Source organism: Pseudoalteromonas sp. P1-7a (genome assembly GCF_001401855.1).
GTDB lineage: Bacteria > Pseudomonadota > Gammaproteobacteria > Enterobacterales > Alteromonadaceae > Pseudoalteromonas.
The window spans coordinates 98,797-121,897 of record NZ_LKDU01000008.1; the positions used below are offsets into that span (position 1 = coordinate 98,797).

The 23,101-nt window shown below is 42.1% G+C and carries 26 protein-coding genes; 7 read left to right on the forward strand and 19 right to left on the reverse strand.

Annotated features, from left to right (window positions below):
- Positions 1 to 7: 7 nt before the first annotated feature.
- A complete protein-coding gene (locus AN389_RS07690) occupies positions 8 to 295 on the reverse strand; it encodes a hypothetical protein (RefSeq protein WP_055016508.1) in 288 nt (95 codons plus the stop codon).
- A 269-nt stretch (positions 296 to 564) separates the two neighbouring features.
- On the opposite strand from AN389_RS07690, the gene AN389_RS07695 reads away from it, so the two are divergent.
- From AN389_RS07695 to acnA, 3 genes are all read left to right on the forward strand, one after another.
- Positions 565 to 948: an RNA-binding S4 domain-containing protein gene (locus AN389_RS07695; RefSeq protein ID WP_055016532.1), complete on the forward strand. Its 384-nt coding sequence runs from the start codon at positions 565 to 567 to the stop codon at positions 946 to 948.
- A 107-nt stretch (positions 949 to 1,055) separates the two neighbouring features.
- Positions 1,056 to 1,484, forward strand: a complete 429-nt coding sequence (locus AN389_RS07700; RefSeq protein WP_055016509.1) for a hypothetical protein — start codon at positions 1,056 to 1,058, stop codon at positions 1,482 to 1,484.
- A 216-nt stretch (positions 1,485 to 1,700) separates the two neighbouring features.
- Positions 1,701 to 4,442, forward strand: coding sequence for an aconitate hydratase AcnA (acnA, locus tag AN389_RS07705; protein WP_055017719.1), 2,742 nt, complete (start codon positions 1,701 to 1,703; stop codon positions 4,440 to 4,442).
- 89 nt (positions 4,443 to 4,531) lie between these two features.
- On the opposite strand, the gene AN389_RS07710 is transcribed toward acnA, so the two are convergent.
- The 4 genes from AN389_RS07710 to AN389_RS07725 form a co-directional block, all read right to left on the reverse strand.
- Positions 4,532 to 5,074, reverse strand: coding sequence for a DUF4124 domain-containing protein (locus tag AN389_RS07710; protein ID WP_055016511.1), 543 nt, complete (start codon positions 5,072 to 5,074; stop codon positions 4,532 to 4,534).
- 126 nt (positions 5,075 to 5,200) lie between these two features.
- Positions 5,201 to 5,941 (reverse strand): phosphoadenylyl-sulfate reductase, encoded by a 741-nt coding sequence (locus tag AN389_RS07715; protein WP_055019538.1) that lies wholly within the window; start codon positions 5,939 to 5,941, stop codon positions 5,201 to 5,203.
- Between the two features lie 43 nt (positions 5,942 to 5,984).
- A complete protein-coding gene (gene cysI / locus AN389_RS07720) occupies positions 5,985 to 7,682 on the reverse strand; it encodes an assimilatory sulfite reductase (NADPH) hemoprotein subunit (RefSeq protein ID WP_055017716.1) in 1,698 nt (565 codons plus the stop codon).
- A gap of 60 nt (positions 7,683 to 7,742) precedes the next feature.
- Positions 7,743 to 9,554, reverse strand: a complete 1,812-nt coding sequence (locus AN389_RS07725) for an assimilatory sulfite reductase (NADPH) flavoprotein subunit (protein WP_055019539.1) — start codon at positions 9,552 to 9,554, stop codon at positions 7,743 to 7,745.
- 305 nt (positions 9,555 to 9,859) lie between these two features.
- Here AN389_RS07725 and AN389_RS07730 point away from each other — a divergent pair, with 305 nt between their 5' ends.
- Positions 9,860 to 11,491 carry an endonuclease gene (locus tag AN389_RS07730; protein ID WP_055019540.1) on the forward strand — a complete coding sequence of 544 codons (1,632 nt, stop codon included), beginning with the start codon at positions 9,860 to 9,862 and terminating at the stop codon, positions 11,489 to 11,491.
- An 18-nt stretch (positions 11,492 to 11,509) separates the two neighbouring features.
- Here the strand turns inward: AN389_RS07730 and AN389_RS07735 are convergent, their stop codons facing one another.
- Together AN389_RS07735 and AN389_RS07740 are read right to left on the reverse strand one after the other, a co-directional pair.
- Entirely contained in the window at positions 11,510 to 12,106 is a 597-nt protein-coding gene (locus AN389_RS07735; RefSeq protein WP_055019541.1) for a hypothetical protein, read from the reverse strand.
- 114 nt (positions 12,107 to 12,220) lie between these two features.
- Complete coding sequence (locus tag AN389_RS07740; protein ID WP_055017713.1) at positions 12,221 to 12,694, reverse strand: hypothetical protein; 474 nt, start codon at positions 12,692 to 12,694, stop codon at positions 12,221 to 12,223.
- 181 nt (positions 12,695 to 12,875) lie between these two features.
- On the opposite strand from AN389_RS07740, the gene AN389_RS07745 reads away from it, so the two are divergent.
- Positions 12,876 to 13,421 carry a helix-turn-helix domain-containing protein gene (locus AN389_RS07745; RefSeq protein WP_055016518.1) on the forward strand — a complete coding sequence of 182 codons (546 nt, stop codon included), beginning with the start codon at positions 12,876 to 12,878 and terminating at the stop codon, positions 13,419 to 13,421.
- Between the two features lie 262 nt (positions 13,422 to 13,683).
- Here AN389_RS07745 and rpsQ read toward each other — a convergent pair whose 3' ends face one another.
- From rpsQ to rpsJ, 11 genes are read right to left on the reverse strand one after another with little or no spacing between them, the layout of a single operon-like run.
- The gene (gene rpsQ, locus AN389_RS07750) at positions 13,684 to 13,941 is read right to left on the reverse strand and encodes a 30S ribosomal protein S17 (RefSeq protein WP_004588693.1); all 258 of its coding nucleotides are present in this window, start codon (positions 13,939 to 13,941) and stop codon (positions 13,684 to 13,686) included.
- A complete protein-coding gene (rpmC, locus tag AN389_RS07755) occupies positions 13,941 to 14,132 on the reverse strand; it encodes a 50S ribosomal protein L29 (RefSeq protein ID WP_004588692.1) in 192 nt (63 codons plus the stop codon). Before rpmC ends, rpsQ begins: the two co-directional genes overlap by 1 nt.
- Positions 14,132 to 14,545 carry a 50S ribosomal protein L16 gene (rplP, locus tag AN389_RS07760; RefSeq protein ID WP_002957890.1) on the reverse strand — a complete coding sequence of 138 codons (414 nt, stop codon included), beginning with the start codon at positions 14,543 to 14,545 and terminating at the stop codon, positions 14,132 to 14,134. The genes rpmC and rplP overlap by 1 nt, the downstream gene beginning before the upstream one ends.
- A 12-nt stretch (positions 14,546 to 14,557) precedes the next feature.
- The gene (rpsC, locus tag AN389_RS07765; RefSeq protein WP_004588691.1) at positions 14,558 to 15,259 is read right to left on the reverse strand and encodes a 30S ribosomal protein S3; all 702 of its coding nucleotides are present in this window, start codon (positions 15,257 to 15,259) and stop codon (positions 14,558 to 14,560) included.
- Between the two features lie 11 nt (positions 15,260 to 15,270).
- Positions 15,271 to 15,603: a 50S ribosomal protein L22 gene (rplV, locus tag AN389_RS07770; RefSeq protein WP_055016519.1), complete on the reverse strand. Its 333-nt coding sequence runs from the start codon at positions 15,601 to 15,603 to the stop codon at positions 15,271 to 15,273.
- 14 nt (positions 15,604 to 15,617) lie between these two features.
- Positions 15,618 to 15,896, reverse strand: a complete 279-nt coding sequence (gene rpsS / locus AN389_RS07775; protein ID WP_010376377.1) for a 30S ribosomal protein S19 — start codon at positions 15,894 to 15,896, stop codon at positions 15,618 to 15,620.
- A gap of 16 nt (positions 15,897 to 15,912) precedes the next feature.
- On the reverse strand, positions 15,913 to 16,737 hold the full coding sequence (gene rplB / locus AN389_RS07780; RefSeq protein WP_055017711.1) for a 50S ribosomal protein L2: 825 nt from the start codon (positions 16,735 to 16,737) through the stop codon (positions 15,913 to 15,915).
- A 17-nt stretch (positions 16,738 to 16,754) separates the two neighbouring features.
- Positions 16,755 to 17,057 carry a 50S ribosomal protein L23 gene (gene rplW / locus AN389_RS07785; RefSeq protein WP_004588687.1) on the reverse strand — a complete coding sequence of 101 codons (303 nt, stop codon included), beginning with the start codon at positions 17,055 to 17,057 and terminating at the stop codon, positions 16,755 to 16,757.
- Positions 17,054 to 17,659 carry a 50S ribosomal protein L4 gene (gene rplD / locus AN389_RS07790; protein ID WP_004588686.1) on the reverse strand — a complete coding sequence of 202 codons (606 nt, stop codon included), beginning with the start codon at positions 17,657 to 17,659 and terminating at the stop codon, positions 17,054 to 17,056. The genes rplW and rplD overlap by 4 nt, the downstream gene beginning before the upstream one ends.
- Before the next feature lie 17 nt (positions 17,660 to 17,676).
- Complete coding sequence (gene rplC / locus AN389_RS07795; protein WP_004588685.1) at positions 17,677 to 18,312, reverse strand: 50S ribosomal protein L3; 636 nt, start codon at positions 18,310 to 18,312, stop codon at positions 17,677 to 17,679.
- Positions 18,313 to 18,339: 27 nt separating this feature from the next.
- Positions 18,340 to 18,651: a 30S ribosomal protein S10 gene (rpsJ, locus tag AN389_RS07800; protein ID WP_002957900.1), complete on the reverse strand. Its 312-nt coding sequence runs from the start codon at positions 18,649 to 18,651 to the stop codon at positions 18,340 to 18,342.
- Between the two features lie 413 nt (positions 18,652 to 19,064).
- On the opposite strand from rpsJ, the gene plsB reads away from it, so the two are divergent.
- Positions 19,065 to 21,503, forward strand: coding sequence for a glycerol-3-phosphate 1-O-acyltransferase PlsB (gene plsB, locus AN389_RS07805; RefSeq protein WP_055019542.1), 2,439 nt, complete (start codon positions 19,065 to 19,067; stop codon positions 21,501 to 21,503).
- Positions 21,504 to 21,633: 130 nt separating this feature from the next.
- On the opposite strand, the gene tesB is transcribed toward plsB, so the two are convergent.
- Positions 21,634 to 22,491: an acyl-CoA thioesterase II gene (gene tesB, locus AN389_RS07810; protein ID WP_055016522.1), complete on the reverse strand. Its 858-nt coding sequence runs from the start codon at positions 22,489 to 22,491 to the stop codon at positions 21,634 to 21,636.
- Positions 22,492 to 22,570: 79 nt separating this feature from the next.
- Between tesB and AN389_RS07815 the strand changes: the two genes are divergently transcribed.
- The gene (locus AN389_RS07815) at positions 22,571 to 23,029 is read left to right on the forward strand and encodes an EVE domain-containing protein (protein WP_055017709.1); all 459 of its coding nucleotides are present in this window, start codon (positions 22,571 to 22,573) and stop codon (positions 23,027 to 23,029) included.
- Positions 23,030 to 23,101: the final 72 nt, after the last annotated feature.

Genomic DNA, 23,101 nt, shown 5'->3' on the forward strand with positions numbered 1-23,101 from the left:
AGCAAAATTAACGTGTTTGGCTATCCAACCATGCATCAACACTTTGTCGAGTGTATAAAACTTCGTTAAATAAGCGATGACGTTCAAATTCTAACTTTGATTTTTTAAGTGGATCACCACTAATTAGCCGACTGTGCGTATCATTGAACTTAGAAATAACCGAAAAACCGCGTTCATCTTTCTCTTTTTCTGTTTTTACCGAGTTAGCCAGGTGAGCTCTTACATCATCTGCTGTCAGCATATCTGAATTATCTAAGCCCATTAGCTCTTTTTTCATTGCTAATCTAATGCCCATTTACTGCTCCAATTATATGCAGACCTAAACAATTAAAACGGTTAAATTCTTACCATTTATGTAGGTACACTTTTTATTTGCCAAAGCAATAGCAAATAGCACACCAAATTTTTGCCAGAGCATACGCATCAAATGCTGCAGTTTTTTTAAAGTTGAAAAAGTTTTATATTTATCACACTTTTTTTATCCCGCTAGGGCGCGCTTGCTAGGTGCAAAAAACAGTGCAAGCCTTTATACTTGCTGCTTATGCGCCACCAACAGAGATAACCATGTCAGAAGAATATATAGAAATTGAACTTGAAGAAGAGCCCATAGAGCTTTGTAAATTACTAAAAGTACTCGATTTAGTAGAAGGTGGCGGTCAAGCTAAAAACCTTATAGCTGAAGGTTATGTTGGGGTTAACCATGAAATATGTACAATAAAACGGAAAAAATTATACAGTGGCGATGTACTTGAATTTGATGGCGAGCTTTTTCAACTCACTTTAAGTGAAGATGCAACCCCTGTAGAGCGCCCAGTGGTAACAACCCAGCCGCAGGTAGAAAAAGCGCCCAATGAAACAGCGCAAAAGCCTGCAAAAAATAAAAGAAAACGCACTAAAAAACCAAAGGTTGATGAAAAAACAGGGCGCCGCCCTATCTCATTTGGCTAGCCATTAGCGCTTTGTGCCATTTTTATTATATGTATAGGCTCGCTTGAACAGTGAGCCTTTTTGCTCTTTAATTACCTCGTAAATTACAATAAAAACAAGGTAATAATATGGCAACCTCCGTCACCCCTAATTGGTTTAAACCCGCCCTATGGGCAGCACTTATTTGGAATTTACTAGGTGTTTTTGCATTTGTAATGCACCTTATGATGACCCCCGAAATGATAAGTAAACTCCCGCTAGATCAACAAGCTGCCTATTCAAACGTGCCTTTGTGGTCGACCATTGCATTTGCTGTAGCGGTATTAGGTGGCACCCTTGGCTGCATACTACTACTGGCCAAAAATGCGCTTGCAACACCTACATTTGCGCTATCGTTGGTAGCGATATTTATTCAGCAGTTTTATAACTTCTTTGTGATAAATAGCATTAAAATGCTGGGGATAAGCGCAGTGTTTATGCCTATTTTAGTGATTGTTATTGCGTTTTTGCTTTTATATTTAAGCATAAAAAGCAAACAGCAAGGTTGGTTAAACTAACCTTACCTCCTTTTTTAAACTCATTTTTTGCTACTTGAAAAAACAATTTTAGGTAGCACTTCTATACTAAGACTGTCTAAAAAACATGCATTGCACAACCTGCTTTTTAGCCTGATTTGTCATATTTATTATCTCTGGTATGCACTTTGCAAACTAATGGCAAATAAACACGTTATTTTATCAAGGACATAATCCTAACTATCAAAGGGGCAAAAAATGAATAGTTTCGACACCCAACAACAATTAACGATTAATGGCGAGCAATACCATATTCACTCACTTAAAGGATTAGGCGACAAAGCAAAGCGATTGCCCTTTTCTCTCAAAGTATTACTAGAAAACCTGCTACGCAATGAAGATGGTGTAAATATAAAAGAACAAGACATTCAGGCCCTCCTTGACTGGGACCCTAAAGCAAAACCCTCAGCTGAGGTGGCTTTTACACCCGCCCGTGTTGTCATGCAAGATTTTACAGGTGTTCCCGCCATTGTTGATTTAGCCGCTATGCGTGATGCAATGGAAAAGCTAGGGGGCGATCCTGCAAAAATAAACCCGCTTTCTCCTGCTGAACTTGTAATAGATCATTCTGTACAAGTAGATGGCTACGGTGACGACGGTGCGTTTGATTTAAATGCCAAGCTAGAGTACGAGCGTAACAAAGAACGCTACGAATTTTTACGCTGGGGGCAAACTGCTTTTGATAATTTAAAGGTAGTCCCACCTGCTACAGGTATTGTTCACCAAGTAAACTTGGAGTTTTTAGCGCGTGTTGTTTTTAACGACAATAAGAACGGAAAATCAATAGCCTACCCAGACACCCTAGTAGGGACTGATTCGCACACCACCATGATTAATGGCTTAGGTGTGCTAGGCTGGGGCGTAGGCGGTATCGAAGCCGAAGCCGCCATGCTTGGACAACCGATTAGCTTACTTATTCCTCAAGTGGTGGGCTTTAAATTAAATGGCCGTTTACCCGAGGGTACCACTGCTACCGATTTAGTACTTACCGTTACCGAAATGCTACGAAACCATGGAGTGGTGGGTAAATTTGTTGAATTTTATGGTGACGGCCTAGCTGATTTACCGCTAGCTGATAGAGCAACTATTGCTAACATGGCGCCAGAGTACGGTGCAACATGTGGTATTTTCCCAATTGATGATGAAACCATTAACTACCTGCGTTTAACGAACCGCGATGAAGATCACCTTAAACTGATTGAAGACTACGCTAAACACCAAGGCTTATGGCGCCATGAAGGCGACGAAGCGCATTACACCGATACCCTAGAGCTTAAATTAGACGATGTAGTGCCAAGCCTTGCAGGTCCTAAGCGCCCACAAGACAGAATTACACTTGATAAAGCTGGTGATGTGATAGGCCAGCACCTTAAAGGTTTCCAAGATGAGCGTATGGCGCGTCGTGATAAAAGCGATATTGAAGAAGCACGCATTGAAAGTGAAGGCCCAACCACTAACCCAGATGAACCAGTAGACGAAGCGCAGTTTATGGGGGCAGCCAAAGTAAAATTTAAAGGCCAAGAATTTGAGCTAAACGACGGTGCCTGTGTTATTGCCGCCATTACAAGCTGTACAAACACTTCTAACCCCAGTGTAATTTTAGCCGCAGGCTTAGTAGCTAAAAAAGCCAAGCAGCTAGGTATTAACGTAAAACCTTGGGTTAAAACATCGCTTGCACCGGGCTCACAAGTGGTCACCGACTACCTTGAAAAAGCCGACCTAATGGATGACCTAGAGGCATTAGGCTTTAATTTGGTCGGTTATGGCTGTACCACGTGTATAGGTAACTCAGGCCCGCTTGCAGATGAAATTAGCGAAGCTATTCAAAAACACAAATTGGTTGTAAGCTCTATTTTATCGGGTAACCGTAACTTTGAAGGGCGTATACACCAAGACGTTAAAATGAACTTTTTAGCCTCGCCTCCACTTGTGGTAGCGTATGCAATTGCAGGGCGTACAGACATAGATGTATACAACGAGCCACTTGCGCAAGATGAAAACGGTAACGATATTTACCTGAAAAACATTTGGCCAAGCGTAAGCGAAGTCAACGAACTAGTACAAAAAACGGTAACCAAAGAAATGTTCGAAAAAAGCTATGCTAACGTATACGAAGGCGACAGCCGTTGGCAAAAAATTCAAATACCTGATGGTAAGCTCTACGATTGGGATGAGGGGTCAACTTACATCAAAAAAGCACCATTCTTTGAGGGCATGAGCGTTGAGCCACCAGGCGTGCCAACAATTGAAGGGGCGCGTTGTTTGGCTAAACTTGGCGATTCAGTAACAACAGATCATATCTCTCCTGCGGGGGCAATTAAAGCTGAAGCGCCAGCCGGTATTTACTTACAGGAAAAAGGCGTAGAAAAAGCGCAGTTTAACTCGTATGGTTCTCGCCGTGGTAACCACGAAGTGATGATGCGAGGCACATTTGCAAATGTTAGGCTTAAAAACTTACTCGCCCCAGGTACAGAAGGTGGCGTTACTCGCACCCAACCTGATGACAAACTTGCCAGCATTTACGATGCCGCAATGGAATATGAAAAAAGTAACACACCATTAATTGTGTTAGCGGGTAAAGAGTACGGTACTGGGTCATCACGCGATTGGGCAGCAAAAGGCTCGCTTTTATTAGGTGTAAAAGCGGTGGTTGCACAAAGTTATGAGCGTATTCACCGCTCTAACCTTATTGGTATGGGTGTACTGCCTTTACAGTTTAAAGAGGGTGAAAGCCACGAATCATTAAACCTAACTGGCCAAGAGCAATTTGATATTGAAGGTTTGTACGATAAAACGAATGAAGTGAGCATTATTGCCACTAATGCTGAGGGCAAAAAAGTCAGCTTTAGTGCCGATGTACGTATAGATACCCCTAAAGAGTGGGATTACTACAAACACGGCGGCATTCTACAATACGTTTTACGTAATATGCTTGACTAATCATATACTTAAAACTAAAAAGCCTAGCAATTGCTAGGCTTTTTTATGCGCGAATATTTCATCGCTTTTTACAAGCAAATTATACTTGCCTAGTACCCACCTATACTTTGTATTTCTTTACTGCGTTGCTCTAATTTTTGCTTTGCCTTTTCGGCATCTTCAAACAGTTTTTGAATAGATTCAGCGTTGTAAACGGTAGGTGTCGGTGGCTGGATACTCTTTTTTGAAGTGTTCGCACTGCTGCTTAGAATTGAAGTATCTTCTGCAGCTACAACCGTTACATCACGGGCATCAAGTGTTACCTCAATGCTTTTACCATCTTCATTAGGCGTATCAGAAAAATGCCATTGGCCGTTTGTATCTTGCCACTTATAAATTTTGCTACCTGGTTTAATTGTTGCGGCATCACTGTTTACACTTTGCGCAATTTTATCGCCCGCTTGCTTTGCACCTTGCACAGCCTGATTAAGCGTATTGGTAGATAACGCGACCATTTTTTCTTTAATTTTGTGAGATTCAGCACTAATTAACGAACCAGAAAGCCACGTTTGGCCATCAGGCTTTTTAAGGTAAAACAAAGAGATAACAGCAATGATCATGACTGATATTGCCAAGTAGGTGAAGTATTTCATAGCGTTCCTGCTTAAAAATGAATCCTTGAAAAACAAGTCTAATAAAAAATTCTTAATCAGGCAATTTTTTTGCAATAAAAAACGCAACCTAAGTTGCGTTTAAATAGTTGTTTAGTATTCGCTTTTTTAAATACCGTCGCCGTCAATATGCAGCCCGCATTCGCGGTTTAAACCAAAAAAGCGCGTTTCTTCTTCGCTCATACCCGGCTCTAGTTTACGCGTAGTGTGCACATCACCCATCGACACATAACCTTGCTCCCATAACGGGTGGTAAGGTAAATCATGCTTAGTAAGGTATTGGTATACATCGCGGTTTGACCATTCAATAATTGGGTATACTTTTACCGTACCTCGGCTTATTTCGACAAATTGTTTGTCTGCTCGGGTCGATGATTGGTCACGGCGCAGGCCACTAAACCAGGTACCTGCACCTATTTCTTTTAATGCACGTGTCATTGGCTCAACTTTATTAAGCTGATTATATTGCTTAATACCGGCTTCGCCTTGTTCCCACAATTTACCGTACTTAGCTTCTTGCCACGCTGGGCTTAGCTCGGCTTTATACACTTTTAAATTAAGTGATAAACGCGTAGTCATTTGTTCAATAAACTGATACGTCTCTGGAAATAAATAACCTGTATCGGTTAATACCACAGGAATATCAGGACGCTGCGATGTTACTAAATGCAGCATTACCGCCGCTTGAATACCAAAACTTGATGATAAAAAAGCGGTATCCGGTAAGTGCTCTAGCGCCCATGCAACACGCTGCTCCACACTCATTGGTGCTAGTATGCCGTTTGCATCTGCAAGCAATGCCGCTTGGCTTTGCTTATCAAGCTGTAATATGTTTTTAAATTCACTCATGGTCAATTTTAAACCTCACCCACGCGCTGCGTGGGTATTTAATTTAAGCGTGAAAATCGGTTACTGATACTTTTACTTCAGCAACAATGCCTTTGCGAATTACAAAGTCACCAAAACATTCACCGTCGTTTCGCTCGCTTGCCCACTGGCCAATTAGCTTATCAAACGCGTCTAGGTAAACATCTTCACCTACGTTTTCTAGGTACAGTTTTGGAATGCGTGTACCTTCTAAATTACCGCCTAGGTAAACGTTGTATTTACCAGGGCCTTTACCTACTAAACCGGCTTCTGCAAGCATTGCGCGGCCACAACCGTTAGGGCAACCTACTACACGCATAATAATACTGTCATCAGGTATGCCATGCTTAGCAAGTAGCGCTTCGGTTTTTTCAATTAAGCTGGGTAAGTAACGCTCAGCTTCGGCCATAGCAAGCGGGCACGTAGGTAATGCTACACACGCCATTGAGTTTTTACGTTGCTCAGTGTCTTTGTCATCAATAAGGCCGTGGTTACGGGCTATTTCTTCAATGACTGCTTTTTGATCGGCAGGCACACCGGCAATAATTAAGTTTTGGTTAGCCGTCATGCGCATATCGCCTTGGTGCACTTCTGCAATTTTACGACAACCTGTTTTTAATGGCTTACCTGGGTAATCTAAAATACGGCCGCTTTGAATAAATAGCGTTAAATGGTGTTTACCATCAATGCCTTCTACCCAACCGATACGGTCGCCACGGTGAGTAAACTCATAAGGGCGACTTGGCGCAAAGCTTACACCAGCACGTTTTTCTACTTCCGCTTTAAATACATCTGTGCCAACGCGGTCTAGTGTGTATTTAGTTTTTGCATTTTTACGGTTTGAGCGGTTACCCCAATCGCGCTGCACTGATACAACGTGCTCAGCAATTTTCAGTGTGTGCTCAAGTGGGATAAAACCAAAGTCATCTGCTTTTCGCGGATACGTAGCCGTATCACCGTGAGTCATAGCAAGGCCACCACCTACGAGTACGTTAAAGCCCACAAGCTTGCCATCCTCTGCAATAGCGACAAAGTTTAAGTCGTTCGCATGCACATCAACTTCGTTGTTAGGCGGAATAGTGACCGTGGTTTTAAACTTACGCGGTAAATACGTTGAGCCTAAAATTGGCTCTTCTGTGGTTTCTGCCTTTTCGCCATTTAACCAAATTTCAGCGTATGCTTTTGTTTTTGGTAATAAATGCTCAGAAATTTTTGCAGCCCACTCGTACGCTTCTTGGTGCAGCTCTGACTCAACAGGGTTAGTTGTACATAGTACGTTACGGTTTACGTCACCTGCAGTTGCTATAGAGTCAATGCCAACGCTATTTAGCATTTGGTGCATGCCTTTAATATTTGGCTTTAATACACCATGAAATTGAAACGTTTGACGTGTTGTTAAACGAATACTGCCGTAGCTTGTTTTTTCATCGGCAAATTTATCAATTGCAAGCCATTGCTCTGGCTTGATGATACCGCCTGGCATACGTGCACGTAGCATTACATTGTGCAACGGCTCTAGCTTTTGCTTTGCACGCTCTGGGCGTATATCGCGGTCATCTTGCTGGTACATACCGTGAAAACGTATAAGTTGGAAGTTATCGGCTGTAAAACCACCGGTAATTTCATCTTTTAAATCTTGCTCTATAGTGCCACGTAAAAAGTTACTTTCTCTTTTTAAACGTTCGTTATCAGAAAGTTTTACGTTTTTATCTTGTTCGCTCATTTTAAATCCTAAATTTGTTACAGTGACGGCTGCTAGCTGTTAATAAAATAAGAAACGTGATTAATACACGTCTTTCTGATAGCGGTTAGCGCTACGTAAGTCTTTTAAATATTGCTCGGCGTCTTCGTAGCTTTTACCGGTGTTTTCGCTGATGATATCAACTAAGGCATTGTGTACATCTTTTGCCATGCGGTTTGCATCGCCACACACATAAAAATGCGCACCCGCTTCTAGCCACTCAAAAATTTCTTTTGAGTTTTTGCGTAGTTTGTCTTGAACGTATACTTTTTCGGCTTGGTCACGGCTAAATGCAACGTCAACTTTGCTTAATAGGCCTGATTTTAAATAACCCTGAATTTCTACTTGGTACAAGAAGTCTTGTGTAAAGTGTGGGTTACCGAAAAATAGCCAATTTTTGCCTTGTGCTTCTCGCGAGTCACGCTCTTGTAAAAATGCACGGAATGGTGCAATACCGGTACCTGGGCCAACCATAATAATGGGGGTATTATCATCGCTAGGTAAGCGGAAGTTATCGTTATGCTCACTGAATACTTTAACTTTACACCCTTCTTCAGCACGACGCGCTAAATAACCAGAGCATCCGCCTAAATGTTCGCTGCCAAAGGCGTCAAACTCAACTAACCCTACCGTTAAGTGCACTTCTTCTTCAACCTCGCTTTGGCTTGAAGCGATTGAGTACAAGCGCGCTTGTAGTTTACGTAGGCAATCAACTAAGGTTTGTGCATCTATTTTTGCAGGATTTTGTGCCACTACATCAAAGATTTGACGTGGTTCAATGTACTCACGCATCGCAGCTTTATCTTCGACAAGCTTAAGTAGCTCAGGTGTGCCCGTTGCAACTGCGTACTTTTCTACAAAGCCAGGGTATGACTGAGTAAGCTCTAACTTTTCGATTAATGCATCGCGAATAGACAATGACTCTTCGCCCACTTTTACCTGTGCACTTGCATCGATTTGCGTGTGTGTTAGTAGCTCATCTACACGCGCTTCGTCATTTAAAAAGTACACACCTAATGAGTCACCAGGTAAGTAGGTAATGTCTGAGCCTTCAAGCGAAATCTCAACATGGCGAACATCTTTAGTAGAATCACGCCCTGTAATTTTTTGTACGGTAACAAGCTCTGCCGCAAATGGGTTTTGCTTAGTGTATTGGCTTGCTGCCGCTGTTGGCGCACCAAATGGCATAGAAACGACTTGCCCGCCTGCTGCGTCTTGCTGTGCTTTTAAATCAGGTTCGAATGCATCAAGTGCACCAGTGATCCACGTGGCTGCTTCGTCATCATAATCAACATCTAGGTCGGCACGTTGGAAAATAGTTTCTGCGCCAAGTTTGTTTAAACGCGCTTCAAAGTCTTTCGCGGTTTGACAGAAAAACTCATAGCTAGAATCACCTAAACCAAGTACGGCGACTTTAACACCATCAAGCTTAGGTGCTTTTTTGGTGGCTAAAAACTCATACAATGTTTCAGCGTCTTCAGGTGGTTCACCCTCACCGTAGGTAGATACAACAACGGTTAAAAACTTTTCTTTTTTCAGGGCTGTAGGTTTGTAGTCAGACATGCTCACAAGTTTTACAGCTAAACCGCGCGACTCTGCTTGCTCTTTAAGCTTAGTCGCCACACCTTTTGCATTACCCGTTTGCGAGCCATACAAAATAGTTAACGGTGCAGCATCGCCTGCAGCGGCCGTAGGCGTTTGCCCACCAAGAGCTGACGCGTTTGCATTTGCTGCTAAGTAACCACTTACCCACGCCTGCTGAATCGGATTAAGTTCTGCCACTAAGCCTTGCAGCTTTTGTACTTGCTCTTGCGTTAGCGGGCTTGCCGCTGCGTTAAGTTGACCTAACAACATGAATTTGTTCCCCATAACCCTGAAAATTACATACAGCCCACGTTATGCGCTGTTCAAAATGAGTTTTACCCCACCCAGAGTAACTCTGCTGAGGTTTTATTAGTGTGCAGGATAGCGGGCTATGCAGTGAGAAAAAAAGAATAGAATCTGCTTTGTTATTCCATTTAGTTATTAATTTATATTAAGACCTTCAAAAACAGCTTAAAGGCTTATTATTGCTATTTTATTAATTTTGTATTTAACAAATTTGTAACCTTATACAGATAGTGTATGTTATTCACTCAACTATAAAAATAGGAACAATCATGTCACACGGGACATACAAAAATAAATTACTTAGCACGGCATTACTCATTGCCGCCACCCCAGCAATGGCCAATATCACAAATGGCGGCTTTGAGCAGTGGACAGGGAATACCCCTGACGCATGGACTACCATTGATAGCGGCATTAATGTATCGCGCTCGAACAATATCATAAATAACGCAAACAGCGCAGCAGCTGTAAACGTAACCACCGGCTCGCAAAGCAATACCGACTTATTACAACAAGTCAGTGTGGAAGCTGGCAAAACATATGATTTCTCCGTGGATGTATATCACACTGAAGGAAACATAAGAGCCCGCCTTTATGTAGATGGCTACCAAGGGTACTCTAACCAAGCACAAACTAACCAATGGCAAACTATTAGCCACAGCTATACGCCAAGCAGTAACAAAACCATTAATGTGGGTTTACGTTTTTACGATATGAGCGGCTTTGATGGCAATGAAACCGTTTATGTAGATAACTTTTTGCCTAATACAGACGGTGGCGCTTCAGGCAGCTGTAACGACCATAGCCTTACCTTAACACTTAATACCGATAACTACGGCAGCGAAACCAGCTGGGTGATTAATAACAGCCAAGGTAGCGGTATCGCAAACGGCAGTGGCTACGCCTCAAATACGCAATACAATGAGCAAGTTTGTTTAACTGATGGTACTTACTCTTTAGTTATGAGCGACAGTTATGGCGACGGTATGTGCTGTAATGTTGGTAACGGTAGCTATAGCCTAACTTATGGCTCTACAGAGCTTGCAAGCGGTGCAAGCTTTAGCAGCACTGATAGCACCACGTTTGAGCTAGGCAGTGGCTCTGGCGGTGATACTGGTGGCGGCACTAACCCAACACCCACAGGTTACTACGTAACAACTCAGGGGTTATCGGGCTATGCATTAAAAACTGAGCTTTATAACATTATCAAAAATCACAGCTCGCAAGGTTACTCAGCTATTTGGAATTTTTACGACTCCTCAGCACGCGATAAATACTTTGAAAACGATAACAGTATTTTAGATATGTATAGTGAAAAGTCAAATGGTAGCGACAGCTATACCTATACCGCGGTGAGCGATCAGTGTGGTACGTATAACAGTGAAGCCGATTGCTATAACCGTGAGCATTCATTCCCTAAAAGCTGGTTTGGTGGCACTGTTGAACCAATGAATTCAGACGTGCACCACATCTACGCTACCGATGGGTATGTTAATTCAAAACGCAGTAACTTCCCGTTTGGTGAAGTAGCAAGCGCAACGTTCACATCAACAAATGGCAGTAAATTAGGCAGTGCCACTAGTTCATTAAATTACACAGGAACGGTTTTTGAACCCATTGATGAATTTAAAGGCGACTTTGCACGCGCATACTTTTACATGGCAACTCGCTATGAGAACGTAATTGGCTCGTGGCAAAACAACACAACAGCCAGTAATGCAGTCCTTAACGGTACTAGTAATCAAGTATTCGAGAGTTGGGTGGTAGCTATGCTACTAAACTGGCATAACGCCGACCCTGTTAGCCAAATGGAGCTTGACCGAAACCAAGCAGCTTTTGAGTTTCAGGGGAATCGCAACCCATATATCGATCACCCTGAATTTGTTGAGATGATTTGGTAATAACTTTTAGCCCCAGCATTAACTGGGGCTTTTTAATACCTGAACTTTTTGCTCAGCAATAAGTGACTCCACATACCGCTTTTCTAAATCCCACGGATGACGCTTCCAGCCCTTAAAACCAAAGCCGATAATATACACCTGTGCTTGCTGCTTTAAAAAGTACTCAATGGCTAACGTTCCCGAACTGGGTGTTATAGCTCTAAAAGCAGGTTTACCAAACGTATATAAGTGTTTTAATAATGCTGTTTTATCGTGCTGGGCGATGCGACTCACGTTGGCGTGCGGGCTATATTTACGTATTATTTCATCACCATGGTCAATACAGCCCCTGCGGTTAATTAGCTTATAAAAAGGTTGGGTAAATAAGCTAGGTTTTGGGTCGGTGATCATGACATTTTTCAGCTGCGTTATATCTATACATGGAAACGCTGCGCAAAGCATTGCGCCTTGCTTACCTCTTCCTACTAGCCATAAATCAGTACATTTTTGGCCTAAGTTTGCAGGCATATTTGCACACATATTAAAGCGCACCACTCTATCAAAGCTGCTTAAGGCTTTACTTACATCCTTTTCGACGGGGCCATTACCTATAATCAACACTGTTTGCTTAGTCATTTTACACTCCTTGTACCTTTAATAGCGCATACTAACGTGCCCGCTATTCTTTACCAGCAAACTTATATTAAACTTTTTTTTCAGCCACTCGCCTGTGCGGTAAATTAGCAGGCACTACTTTTGATTTAAGGCCTGCTCTGCACGCGCTATTGATTCGTAGCGCTTGCCTGTAATTTTTATCAGCCATACTTTATCTGTAAAGGTGCGGCTTAAATACACTGTTTGCCCATTTGGGATTTGCGGCATAAAAGAAGAAATAGATTCCCACTTGCCACCAATCTGCTCTTTTAACTTCAGGCTGGCGTTAAAGTGCGTTCCCTCTGCGTTTGGCTTTACTTCAAGCGCCGTCATTTGAGTATCATCACCAATTTCTATCATTGCACTTTTATTTAATAGCGTGAGTAGCTGAGGCTGATGCGTGGGGCTTAGGTTTTTTAAAGCCTGTTCTATTTTACTATCTACCGTAATCTCATTCTGTAATTTATAAATACTGGCTTTAATTGCAAAAACAGGCTCTGCGTAACTAGAATTTGTAAAAAACAGTGAACTGATAAGCACTAAAATAGCACTAGTGAATTTATTAGACATATTATATCTCCTTATTAAAATCGAATTGAGCATACCTTATATTTTGTTAAAGTGAACATAAGCTATTAATATTCATAATATTCTTTATATTAATAAGCATGAATATGCGCTTTTAGGCTATTTATAAATACAAATTTTAGCGATAATAAAACGCTTAACTAATCAAATAAGAGCAAAGGGTATGCAAGCATTAGGAATGGAGTTGAAGCGCCTTAGAGCAAATAAAAAGTGGACGCAAGCTTTTGCAGCGCGTGAAATTGGAATTCAACAGTCGTACCTTTCAAAGCTTGAAAATGGACAGTTTATCCCTTCAGCTGAGGTGATTGAAAAGCTTAAACTTTGCTATGGCCAAACCTGTTTTGACAAATGCCTACCTATAAATTCAACTAAACATACGCCCTCAAACATCACTTTAATTATGAGCCTGACTTTATTTATGTGCGGGCTGATAGCGTGGTTATGTGCAGCATATGAAATTTTTTATCCACAAACCTACTTCACCTATCAAGCAAAGTTAGATGACTTTTTAGCATTTAATATCACTCAGCAATACCAAGGCGAACGCTTTATAGAGGGAGATGTGACCTATCAAATTGTAGGAGAAAGGCAGGTTAGTCGTATCGAGAACCGCTTCATAGTAGTAGGCTCTGCCGTGGGCATAGTAATATCTTTCGTTATAGCCCTGCTTTCACAAAGACACAGATTTATTAATTTAAAACCCCGATAGTGCGTTGTAAGCAATTTTAACGTCAGCAGTGACTGTTCCTCCCTCAATTTAGCTTACTATTAATGCAGGTTGGTATTTAGACTATTGCGTATTAATGGCTCCTTTATTCTAAGAAATGCCCTAGGCTCAGGCCAAACTGCGGTGCTCATATTCACTTTGAGCTGCTTACAGCTAAAAACTTACCGCTTATCTCTTCTTTCTTTACACACAAAAAGCCCCGGCTAATGCCAGGGCTTTTTACAAAACTTACTTAATTTAAAAATTAAGCTTGTTTTGGACTAGAAACAACGTCTACTAAAGTCCAAGATTTATTCTTAGAAATTGGCGCGCATTCACGGATAGTAACTACGTCACCCGCTTTTGCTGTGTTGTTTTCGTCATGTACGTGTAGCTTAGTAGTACGTTTGATGAATTTCCCATAGATTGGGTGCTTCACGTAACGTGCGATAGCAACAGTGAAAGATTTTTCCATCTTGTCGCTTACTACACGGCCTTGAAGAGTACGAATTTTATCGCTCATTATTGACCTGCCTTCTGGTTAATAATTGTTTTTACACGCGCGATATCGCGACGTACTGTTCTTAGCGTGTGTGTCTGAGCTAACTGACCAGTGCTTGCTTGCATGCGCAGGTTGAACTGCTCACGAAGAAGTCCTAGAAGTTCAGCATTTAGCTCTTCTACGCTTTTGTCTTTTAGTTCGCTTGCTTTCATCACATTACCGTCCGAGTTACGAAAGTTGTTTTGAATGGCAGTTTACGAGCTGCAAGGTCAAATGCTTCACGAGCAAGCTCTTCAGAAACACCTTCCATTTCGTAAAGTACTTTACCAGGCTGAATTTCAGCAACCCAATATTCAACAGAACCTTTACCTTTACCCATACGAACTTCAAGAGGCTTTTCTGTGATCGGCTTGTCAGGGAAGACACGGATCCAGATTTTACCTTGACGTTTCACGTGACGCGTCATAGCACGACGAGCTGCTTCGATTTGACGAGCAGTCATGCGGCCACGACCAGTAGCTTTCAAACCGAAAGTACCGAAGCTTACTTTGTTACCGTTTTGCGCTAAACCGCGGTTGCGGCCTTTGTGCATTTTACGGAATTTTGTACGTTTTGGCTGTAACATTACTCGCTACCTCTACTTAGCACTTTTTTTGGCTTTCTTTGGTGCGCGTTTAGCTGGCTTCTCTTGCTCTTGTACTAGTGGTAAACCACCAATAACTTCGCCTTTGAAGATCCAAACTTTAACACCAATGATACCATAAGTGGTTAAGGCTTCAGAAGTTGCGTAGTCGATATCAGCACGAAGAGTATGTAGAGGTACACGACCTTCACGATACCATTCTGAACGTGCGATTTCTGCGCCGCCAAGACGACCGCTAACTTCAACTTTGATCCCTTTAGAACCGATGCGCATTGCATTTTGTACCGAACGCTTCATAGCGCGACGGAACATAACACGACGCTCTAGCTGAGAGGCAATGCCGTCTGCAACTAATTGTGCATCTAATTCTGGTTTACGTACTTCAGAAATATTAATCTGAGCAGGTACACCAGCAATCTTAGTTACCGCTTGACGTAATTTTTCTACGTCTTCGCCTTTTTTACCGATAACAACACCCGGACGAGCCGTATGAATTGTTACACGGATAGATTTAGCTGGACGCTCAATAACGATTTTAGACACAGAAGCCGCTTTTAATTCCTTAGTAAGGAAAGTACGTACTTTGTGATCGCCAAAAAGCTGATCAGAGAAATCTTTAGAACTCGCGTACCAGGTAGAAACCCAAGGTTTAGATATACCTAGGCGAATACCAGTAGGATGAACTTTTTGTCCCATTACTTATACTCCTAGCTATCTGAAACCACAACAGTGATGTGGCTTGTACGCTTAAGGATGCGGTCTGCGCGTCCTTTAGCACGTGGCATAATACGTTTCATTGTAGGACCATCGTCCACAAAAATCGTAGCTACACGAAGCTCATCAATGTCAGCACCTTCGTTATGCTCTGCGTTAGCAATAGCAGACTCAAGTACTTTTTTAACTAATACAGCCGCTTTCTTAGGGCTGTACGCCAGGATTTCTAGAGCGCGATCGACAGGTAATCCGCGGATCTGATCTGCAACTAGACGTGCTTTTTGCGCCGAACCAGAGGCGAATTTATGTTTAGCTAATGCTTGCATTTATCATTCCCCTCTTAACGTTTCTTCGCTTTCTTATCCGCAGCATGGCCGCGGTAAGTGCGAGTTGGTGCAAATTCACCCAGTTTGTGACCGATCATTTCGTCTGTGATAAACACAGGAACGTGCTGACGACCATTATGGACAGCGATGGTCAATCCGATCATGTTAGGTATGATCATTGAACGACGGCTCCAAGTTTTAATTGGCTTCTTGTCACCGCTTTCCAACGCTTTCTCTACCTTCTTCAGCAAGTGTAGGTCTATAAATGGACCCTTCTTGAGAGAACGTGGCATGGCTATTCCTCAACTATTATTTAGTACGACGACGTACGATGAATTTATCAGTACGCTTGTTCTTACGTGTCTTAGCACCTTTAGTCGGCTTACCCCATGGAGACACAGGATGACGACCACCAGATGTACGACCTTCACCACCACCGTGTGGGTGATCTACCGGGTTCATGGCAACACCACGAACTGTCGGACGGATACCACGCCAGCGATTTGCACCTGCTTTACCAAGTGAACGAAGCATATGCTCAGCATTGCCTACTTCACCAAGTGTTGCACGACAATCAGATTGTACTTTACGAACTTCGCCAGAACGAAGACGTAATGTTACGTATTGACCATCACGCGCAAGGATTTGAACGTATGCACCAGCAGAACGTGCAATTTGAGCACCTTTACCTGGTTTTAATTCTACGTTGTGAACAGTCGAACCTACAGGCATATTACGCATAGGTAATGCATTACCAGTCTTAATTGGTGCATCAACACCAGACTGGATTGCATCGCCAGCTTTTAAGCCTTTTGGTGCGATAATGTAACGACGCTCACCGTCTGCATATAATACAAGAGCGATGTTTGCGCTACGATTTGGATCATATTCTAAACGCTCAACAGTAGCAGGAATGCCATCTTTAGTACGTTTAAAATCGATTACACGGTAATGATGCTTATGACCACCACCAATGTGACGAACCGTAATACGACCGTTGTTATTACGACCACCTGATTTAGAGTTTTTCTCTAAAAGTGGAGCGTAAGGTTTACCCTTATGTAAATCTGGGTTAACCACTTTAACTAGGTGACGACGACCCGCAGAAGTTGGTTTACACTTTTGAAGTGCCATAATTCTAACTCCCCTTATTACTCGGCGCCGCCGACAAAGTCTAGCTCGCTACCTTCTTTAAGAGTAACGTAAGCTTTCTTCCAGTCGCTACGACGACCGAAACGCATGCCAGTACGTTTTGTTTTACCCTTAACGTTAAGTGTGCGAACACCCGTTACTTCTACTTCAAAAAGCTTCTCAACTGCCGCTTTAATTTCAGCTTTAGTTGCATCATTTGTTACTTTGAAAACAATCGTGTTGTTTTCTTCAGCAGCAATTGTGCTTTTTTCAGAGATATGTGGAGCAAGGATCACTTTTAAAAGACGTTCTTCACGGATCATGCTAGCGCCTCCTCAAGTTGCTTAACAGCAGCAGCTGTAATAAGTACCTTGTCGAAAGCAATTAAGCTTACAGGATCGATACCAGCTACATCACGCGTGTCAACCTTGTACAGGTTACGTGCCGATAAGAAAAGATTTTCATCTACTTCTTCAGTCACGATAAGAACATCTTTAAGCTCAAGTTCTTTAAGCTTAGAAACTAGTTCTTTAGTTTTTGGTGCTTCTAAACCAAAGCTTTCAACAACGATTAAACGCTCTTGACGAACTAATTCAGATAAGATGCTTTTGATCGCACCGCGGTACATTTTACGGTTTACTTTTTGGCTGTGGTCTTGTGGTTTAGCTGCGAAGCTAACGCCACCTGAACGCCAAATTGGGCTACGGATTGTACCAGCACGTGCACGGCCAGTACCTTTTTGAGCCCATGGTTTTTTACCACCACCGCTTACTTCAGAACGTGTCTTCTGAGCACGAGTACCTTGACGAGCACCTGCTGCGTATGCAACAACTACTTGGTGTACTAATGCTTCGTTAAACTCACGTCCAAAAGTAGCTTCAGAAACTTCAAGAGCGCCAGAAGCGTCTTTAATTGCTAATTCCATCACTAAATCTCCAGGACTTATGCTTTAACAGCTGGTTTAACGATAACGTCACCGCCGATAGCGCCAGGTACTGCACCTTTAACTAAAAGCAAGTTACGCTCAGCGTCAACGCGAACTAGTTCTAAGTTTTGAGTCGTTACACGCTCAGCACCCATATGACCGGCCATTTTCTTACCTTTAAACACCTTACCAGGTGATTGGTTTTGACCGATTGAACCAGGAGCACGGTGAGATAGAGAGTTACCATGTGTAGCGTCTTGCATGCTGAAATTCCAGCGCTTAACACCACCTTGGAAACCTTTACCTTTAGAAGTACCGGTTACGTCAACTTTGTTGATTTCGTTGAATAATTCAACAGTAAGCTCAGCGCCTACTTCAAAATCGCCTTCACCACCATTTAGGCGGAATTCCCACAGACCGCGACCCGCTTCAACACCAGCTTTAGCGAAATGACCCGCTGCTGCTTTGTTTACACGGCTTGCTTTTTTAGTGCCTGCGGTTACTTGAAGCGCGTTATAACCGTCTGTTGCGTCAGATTTGATCTGAGCAATGCGGTTAGGAGTCGCTTCGATAACTGTCACAGGGATAGATACACCATCTTCAGTGAAGATACGTGTCATACCCACTTTACGACCGACTAGACCTAATGCCATTTTCCTATAACCTCTCTAATCTTTCGATTAACCCAGGCTGATTTGAACATCAACACCAGCAGCAAGATCTAAACGCATTAATGCGTCAACAGTCTTGTCAGTTGGTTCTACGATGTCGATCAGACGTTTATGGGTGCGGATCTCGTACTGATCACGCGCATCTTTGTTTACGTGCGGTGAAGTTAGTACAGTAAAACGTTCAAAGCGTGTAGGTAGTGGGATTGGACCACGTACTTGTGCGCCTGTGCGTTTCGCAGTTTCCACGATTTCCGCCGTTGATTGGTCAATCAAACGGTGGTCAAAAGCTTTTAGGCGAATACGAATGCGTTGATTTGACATTCTTAAACCTCAATATAAAGAGCATTTAAAGAGCATAAAAAAACGACCGAAACAATCTTAATAATTAAGATGTCGGTTGTTAATTTATATCTACGATGAGTTCCAAATCGGAACTCCTGTTTATTAGCTTGAAATCCAAGCTTAATTTATCCCTTCAAGTTCCAGAGGAATCTTGAAAGCCTGCGTATTATAGTGATATTGGTGATAAATGCAACAACTAATTGCAATTTAATTACGGGGGCAAAGCTGTGCAAATAACCGCCGCCAGTTATTTATAGCTATAATTGAACTGCTCAGCACCGAATCAGTCCTAAGCTTATAATTTAACCGATTACGCAAATTACAGGATTTTATAGATATTATGGTATCCTATGCGCTAATTTTGCTTTTAATACTCTCAATATGGTGAGTCGATGCGTTTATTAAATTATTGTTTGAATTTTCTTACTAGCTGCGTAAGCCGTGTTTTGGTAAAAAGTAAGGTCCTTCCCCAAAGCCCAATAGAACAATATGACCTAAATCCGGAGCATCCTACTTTTTATATAGTTCGGTTAAATTCGCGCTTCGATTTAGCTGCCCTTACTAATGTATGTAAAAAGCATGGCTTGCCTAACCCATGCGACTATCAGACTCTAGGAAACCAAGAGCTTGAACGTTTTATAGGTATTAAAAACCCACCACCGTTATTTGGCGATACCGCTAAGCCGACTGCGGCCCTCTCTCAGGGTAAACAAATAATTGAACATTTACTAAATAGCGGTCAAAAGAATGTACAGGTGGTGCCAGTCACTATTTTATGGGGACGCGACCCAGGTAAAGAAAAGCCGGGAATTCGTACCTTAATTACCCACTCGCTTACGCCTAGCTGGTTTAGAAAGTTTTTTGTTGTGTTGTTTTCTGGGCGCGATAATTTTATTCGCTTTAGCCAACCGCTCGATTTATCACTTATTGTGAATGAAAAAGCCGATGTTAACGAGCTACCACAAAAACTATTGCGTGTTGCTCGTGTGCACTTTAAGCGTCAAAAACTGGCCGCTACCGGCCCTAAAATGCCCTCGCGTGAGCAATTATTTAACTCACTTTTAGCTTCACCTACTATAAAAAAAGCGATTCAAGATGAAGCAAAGTCAAAAGGGATAAGTCAAGCAGAAGCACGCCAAAACGCATTAAAGCTACTAGATGAAATAGCGGCTAATTATTCTGAGGCGATGATACGTGTAGGCGACAGAATTTTAACCTGGCTATGGACTAAGCTCTACAACGGTATAGATATAAAGTACACCGAGCAAATCCATGAGCTTACCAATAAAGGTCACGAGATAATCTATATGCCGTGCCATCGTAGCCACATGGATTATTTGTTACTTACCTATGCTATATACCATCAAGGTTTGGTGCCGCCGCATATTGCCGCGGGTATTAATCTTAACTTTTTCCCTGCCGGCGGTGTTTTTCGTCGTTCAGGGGCATTTTTTATTCGCCGCTCGTTTGCCGGTAATAAACTTTACTCTGCCGTATTTAAAGAATATTTAAGCCAGCTATTTATTAAAGGCTACTCAGTTAAGTTTTACACTGAGGGTGGGCGCAGCCGCACTGGCCGATTACTACCGCCAAAAACCGGTATGCTTGCGATGACGTTGCAAGCCATGCTACGCGGCATAGATCGCCCTGTATCTATTGTGCCGGTATACATTGGCTACGAACATGTAATGGAAATTAATACTTATTTAAAAGAGCTTGCCGGTAAAGATAAAAAAGGCGAGTCAGTTTTTGGTATTTTTAAAGCCATTAAAAACCTTAAAAACTATGGCCGTGGTTACCTAAACTTTGGCGACCCTATTTCTATCAACCAATACTTAAACGATAACCAACCTGATTGGCGCGATGCTGTACACTCAACTGATGTACAAAAGCCACAATGGCTAGGTCCGCAAGTGGCGGCGCTTGCCGACCAAGTAATGGTAAAAATTAATAATGCTGCAGCCCTTAATGCCGTGAATTTACTGGCTATGATTTTGCTAGTTAATGACAAGCACGCACTAAGTAAACCTAAGCTATTAGCACAGCTTGATTTTTACCTGCGCTTACAACGCGATGCAAGCTATAGCAATAAAGTAACTGCACCCGATGAAACACCAGAGCAGCTATTAACACACGCTATTAAGCTTAATAAGTTTGATGTTATTAGCGATGAATTTGGTGAAATTATTGCAATTAACGATAAAGAAAAAACTTTATTTAACTATTACCGTAATAATATTTTGCACTTATTTGCCGTGCCAAGCCTGATTGCTTTGCACTTATTTAAGCAACACAGTAGTACGGTTGAGCAATGCCAAAAGTTAGTGTCGGCTTTTTACCCTCTGTTTGCCAAAGAGTGGTATTTACAGCCACTAGATGAAAACTACATAAGCCGTATTTTGGCTAACTTTAGCGATCAAAACTTAATTGAGCTCGATGGCGATAGCATTCATGTTACTAACACGAATGATTCGTTAGCTAAACTTGAAATGCTAGGAAGGTCGCTTAGCTTTACATTGCAACGCTACGCTATTGTTGTGGGCTTTATTCAAACCAGTAACGGTATTGAAAAGGCTGAGCTTGAGCGAGAAAGCCAAGTGCTGGCAAACCGTTTGGGCACCTTGCATGGGATAAAAACACCAGAGTTTTTTGATAAAAAAGTGCTGGTAAGTTTTATAGACAATTTACGCGGTGAGCTGTTAATTACCGATGGTGAGAATGGTATTCACGGCAGCACACAGCTGTGCGAAATATACATGTACTTAAAAACCTTACTACCGGCTCGTATATGGCAGTCGGTTAGCGACATAGTGCAAGATCAATGTAACTAACGCTAAACATATTAACTAAATACCATTAAAAAGCCTCAATATTCATAATATTGAGGCTTTTTTGTAAGTTTCGTTGTTTAACCTAAGCGCTCACAACGCACTATAAATAATAGTAAATAGCGTTATTAACTTAGCGCTGGCGCATCACCCCTTCTTGAATAGTTGATGCGACTAAATTACCTTGGCGGTCAAAAAACTGCCCTCTCACTAAGCCTCGCCCAGAGCTAGCGCTTGGGCTGTCTATGGTGTATAAAATCCAATCGTCCATCCTAAATGGGCGGTGGAACCACATCGCATGGTCAATCGTTGCCACTTGCATATTTGGCTGCATAAACGATACGCCATGCGGCTGTAATGCAGTAGGTAAAAACTCAAAGTCAGAGGCATACGCTAATAAGTAATTATGAATACGTTGGTCATCTGGCATATCGCCATTGGCTTTAATCCAAATATGTTTTACTGGTTCAATAACCTCAGGTTTAAACGGATTATGAAAAGTCACCGGGCGCATTTCAATGGGCATTTCTCGTATAAATTTATTACGAATAGCCTCGGGTATGTGATGGGCGTTTTCTTGGTAAAACTCAAGCGATGAGCGCAGTTCTTCAGGGGGCGGTACATTAGGCATAGTTGCTTGATGCGATAAGCCGTCTTCTTCCCCTTGAAACGATGCGGTCATATAAAAAATCGGTTTACCATATTGAATGGCGCTCACACGTCGAGTACTAAAACTTTTACCATCGCGTATAGTTTCTACATCATAAACAATCGGCTTTGCCGCATCGCCAGGGCGTAAAAAGTAAGAGTGTAATGAATGAACAACGCGTCCTTTTGGTAGTGTTTCTTTTGCTGCAGATAATGCCTGCCCCATAACTTGACCACCAAATACCGCTCTAAACCCTAAATCCTGGCTTTGACCGCGATATAAACCCTGTTCAATTTCTTCAAGTGACAATAACGACAATAAATCATCTAATACTTGGCTCATTTGCTGTTCTCTCAATCCCCAGATAAGTTAATGATACTATACAATACATGTATGTAAATCTAACTAAATGAGTAAGGCTATGAATTATTGGCTATTTAAAACTGAGCCCGACGCTTTTTCGATTGATGATTTAAAAAAAGCGCCACTGCAAACCACCTTGTGGGAAGGTGTGCGTAATTACCAAGCACGTAACTTTATGCGCGATGATATAAAACTAGGAGACTTAGTATTCATTTATCACTCTAGTTGTAAACACGTAGGCGTTGTGGGTATAGCAACCGTTACTAAAGAATCTTATCCTGATCCAACCCAGTTTGATTTAAATAGCGATTATTACGATGCGAAAGCAACGCCCGACAACCCTCGCTGGTTTGTTGTTGAGGTAACCTATAAATGCCATTTAAATAAACGGGTGAGTTTAAAAGACATTAAAGCTAACGAGGCAATTAACGAACTAGCCCTTAAAAAGGCAGGCCGACTATCAGTTATGCCAGTCACTCAAAACGATTGGGAGCAAATAATAGCTATGAGCAATTAGCCATAATAATATCCGAATGTTTAAGAGGGTAGTTTTGACTATGTTTGACCTCATTTATCCGTGTTTGATACG

What these genes read in the sequence shown, in the direction of transcription:
- AN389_RS07690 (WP_055016508.1), bottom strand. Translation starts at nt 295, where the DNA reads ATGGGCATTAGATTAGCAATGAAAAAAGAGCTAATGGGCTTAGATAAT.
- AN389_RS07695 (WP_055016532.1), top strand. Translation starts at nt 565, where the DNA reads ATGTCAGAAGAATATATAGAAATTGAACTTGAAGAAGAGCCCATAGAG.
- AN389_RS07700 (WP_055016509.1), top strand. Translation starts at nt 1,056, where the DNA reads ATGGCAACCTCCGTCACCCCTAATTGGTTTAAACCCGCCCTATGGGCA.
- acnA (WP_055017719.1), top strand. Translation starts at nt 1,701, where the DNA reads ATGAATAGTTTCGACACCCAACAACAATTAACGATTAATGGCGAGCAA.
- AN389_RS07710 (WP_055016511.1), bottom strand. Translation starts at nt 5,074, where the DNA reads ATGAAATACTTCACCTACTTGGCAATATCAGTCATGATCATTGCTGTT.
- AN389_RS07715 (WP_055019538.1), bottom strand. Translation starts at nt 5,941, where the DNA reads ATGAGTGAATTTAAAAACATATTACAGCTTGATAAGCAAAGCCAAGCG.
- cysI (WP_055017716.1), bottom strand. Translation starts at nt 7,682, where the DNA reads ATGAGCGAACAAGATAAAAACGTAAAACTTTCTGATAACGAACGTTTA.
- AN389_RS07725 (WP_055019539.1), bottom strand. Translation starts at nt 9,554, where the DNA reads ATGTTGTTAGGTCAACTTAACGCAGCGGCAAGCCCGCTAACGCAAGAG.
- AN389_RS07730 (WP_055019540.1), top strand. Translation starts at nt 9,860, where the DNA reads ATGTCACACGGGACATACAAAAATAAATTACTTAGCACGGCATTACTC.
- AN389_RS07735 (WP_055019541.1), bottom strand. Translation starts at nt 12,106, where the DNA reads ATGACTAAGCAAACAGTGTTGATTATAGGTAATGGCCCCGTCGAAAAG.
- AN389_RS07740 (WP_055017713.1), bottom strand. Translation starts at nt 12,694, where the DNA reads ATGTCTAATAAATTCACTAGTGCTATTTTAGTGCTTATCAGTTCACTG.
- AN389_RS07745 (WP_055016518.1), top strand. Translation starts at nt 12,876, where the DNA reads ATGCAAGCATTAGGAATGGAGTTGAAGCGCCTTAGAGCAAATAAAAAG.
- rpsQ (WP_004588693.1), bottom strand. Translation starts at nt 13,941, where the DNA reads ATGAGCGATAAAATTCGTACTCTTCAAGGCCGTGTAGTAAGCGACAAG.
- rpmC (WP_004588692.1), bottom strand. Translation starts at nt 14,132, where the DNA reads ATGAAAGCAAGCGAACTAAAAGACAAAAGCGTAGAAGAGCTAAATGCT.
- rplP (WP_002957890.1), bottom strand. Translation starts at nt 14,545, where the DNA reads ATGTTACAGCCAAAACGTACAAAATTCCGTAAAATGCACAAAGGCCGC.
- rpsC (WP_004588691.1), bottom strand. Translation starts at nt 15,259, where the DNA reads ATGGGACAAAAAGTTCATCCTACTGGTATTCGCCTAGGTATATCTAAA.
- rplV (WP_055016519.1), bottom strand. Translation starts at nt 15,603, where the DNA reads ATGCAAGCATTAGCTAAACATAAATTCGCCTCTGGTTCGGCGCAAAAA.
- rpsS (WP_010376377.1), bottom strand. Translation starts at nt 15,896, where the DNA reads ATGCCACGTTCTCTCAAGAAGGGTCCATTTATAGACCTACACTTGCTG.
- rplB (WP_055017711.1), bottom strand. Translation starts at nt 16,737, where the DNA reads ATGGCACTTCAAAAGTGTAAACCAACTTCTGCGGGTCGTCGTCACCTA.
- rplW (WP_004588687.1), bottom strand. Translation starts at nt 17,057, where the DNA reads ATGATCCGTGAAGAACGTCTTTTAAAAGTGATCCTTGCTCCACATATC.
- rplD (WP_004588686.1), bottom strand. Translation starts at nt 17,659, where the DNA reads ATGGAATTAGCAATTAAAGACGCTTCTGGCGCTCTTGAAGTTTCTGAA.
- rplC (WP_004588685.1), bottom strand. Translation starts at nt 18,312, where the DNA reads ATGGCATTAGGTCTAGTCGGTCGTAAAGTGGGTATGACACGTATCTTC.
- rpsJ (WP_002957900.1), bottom strand. Translation starts at nt 18,651, where the DNA reads ATGTCAAATCAACGCATTCGTATTCGCCTAAAAGCTTTTGACCACCGT.
- plsB (WP_055019542.1), top strand. Translation starts at nt 19,065, where the DNA reads ATGCGTTTATTAAATTATTGTTTGAATTTTCTTACTAGCTGCGTAAGC.
- tesB (WP_055016522.1), bottom strand. Translation starts at nt 22,491, where the DNA reads ATGAGCCAAGTATTAGATGATTTATTGTCGTTATTGTCACTTGAAGAA.
- AN389_RS07815 (WP_055017709.1), top strand. Translation starts at nt 22,571, where the DNA reads ATGAATTATTGGCTATTTAAAACTGAGCCCGACGCTTTTTCGATTGAT.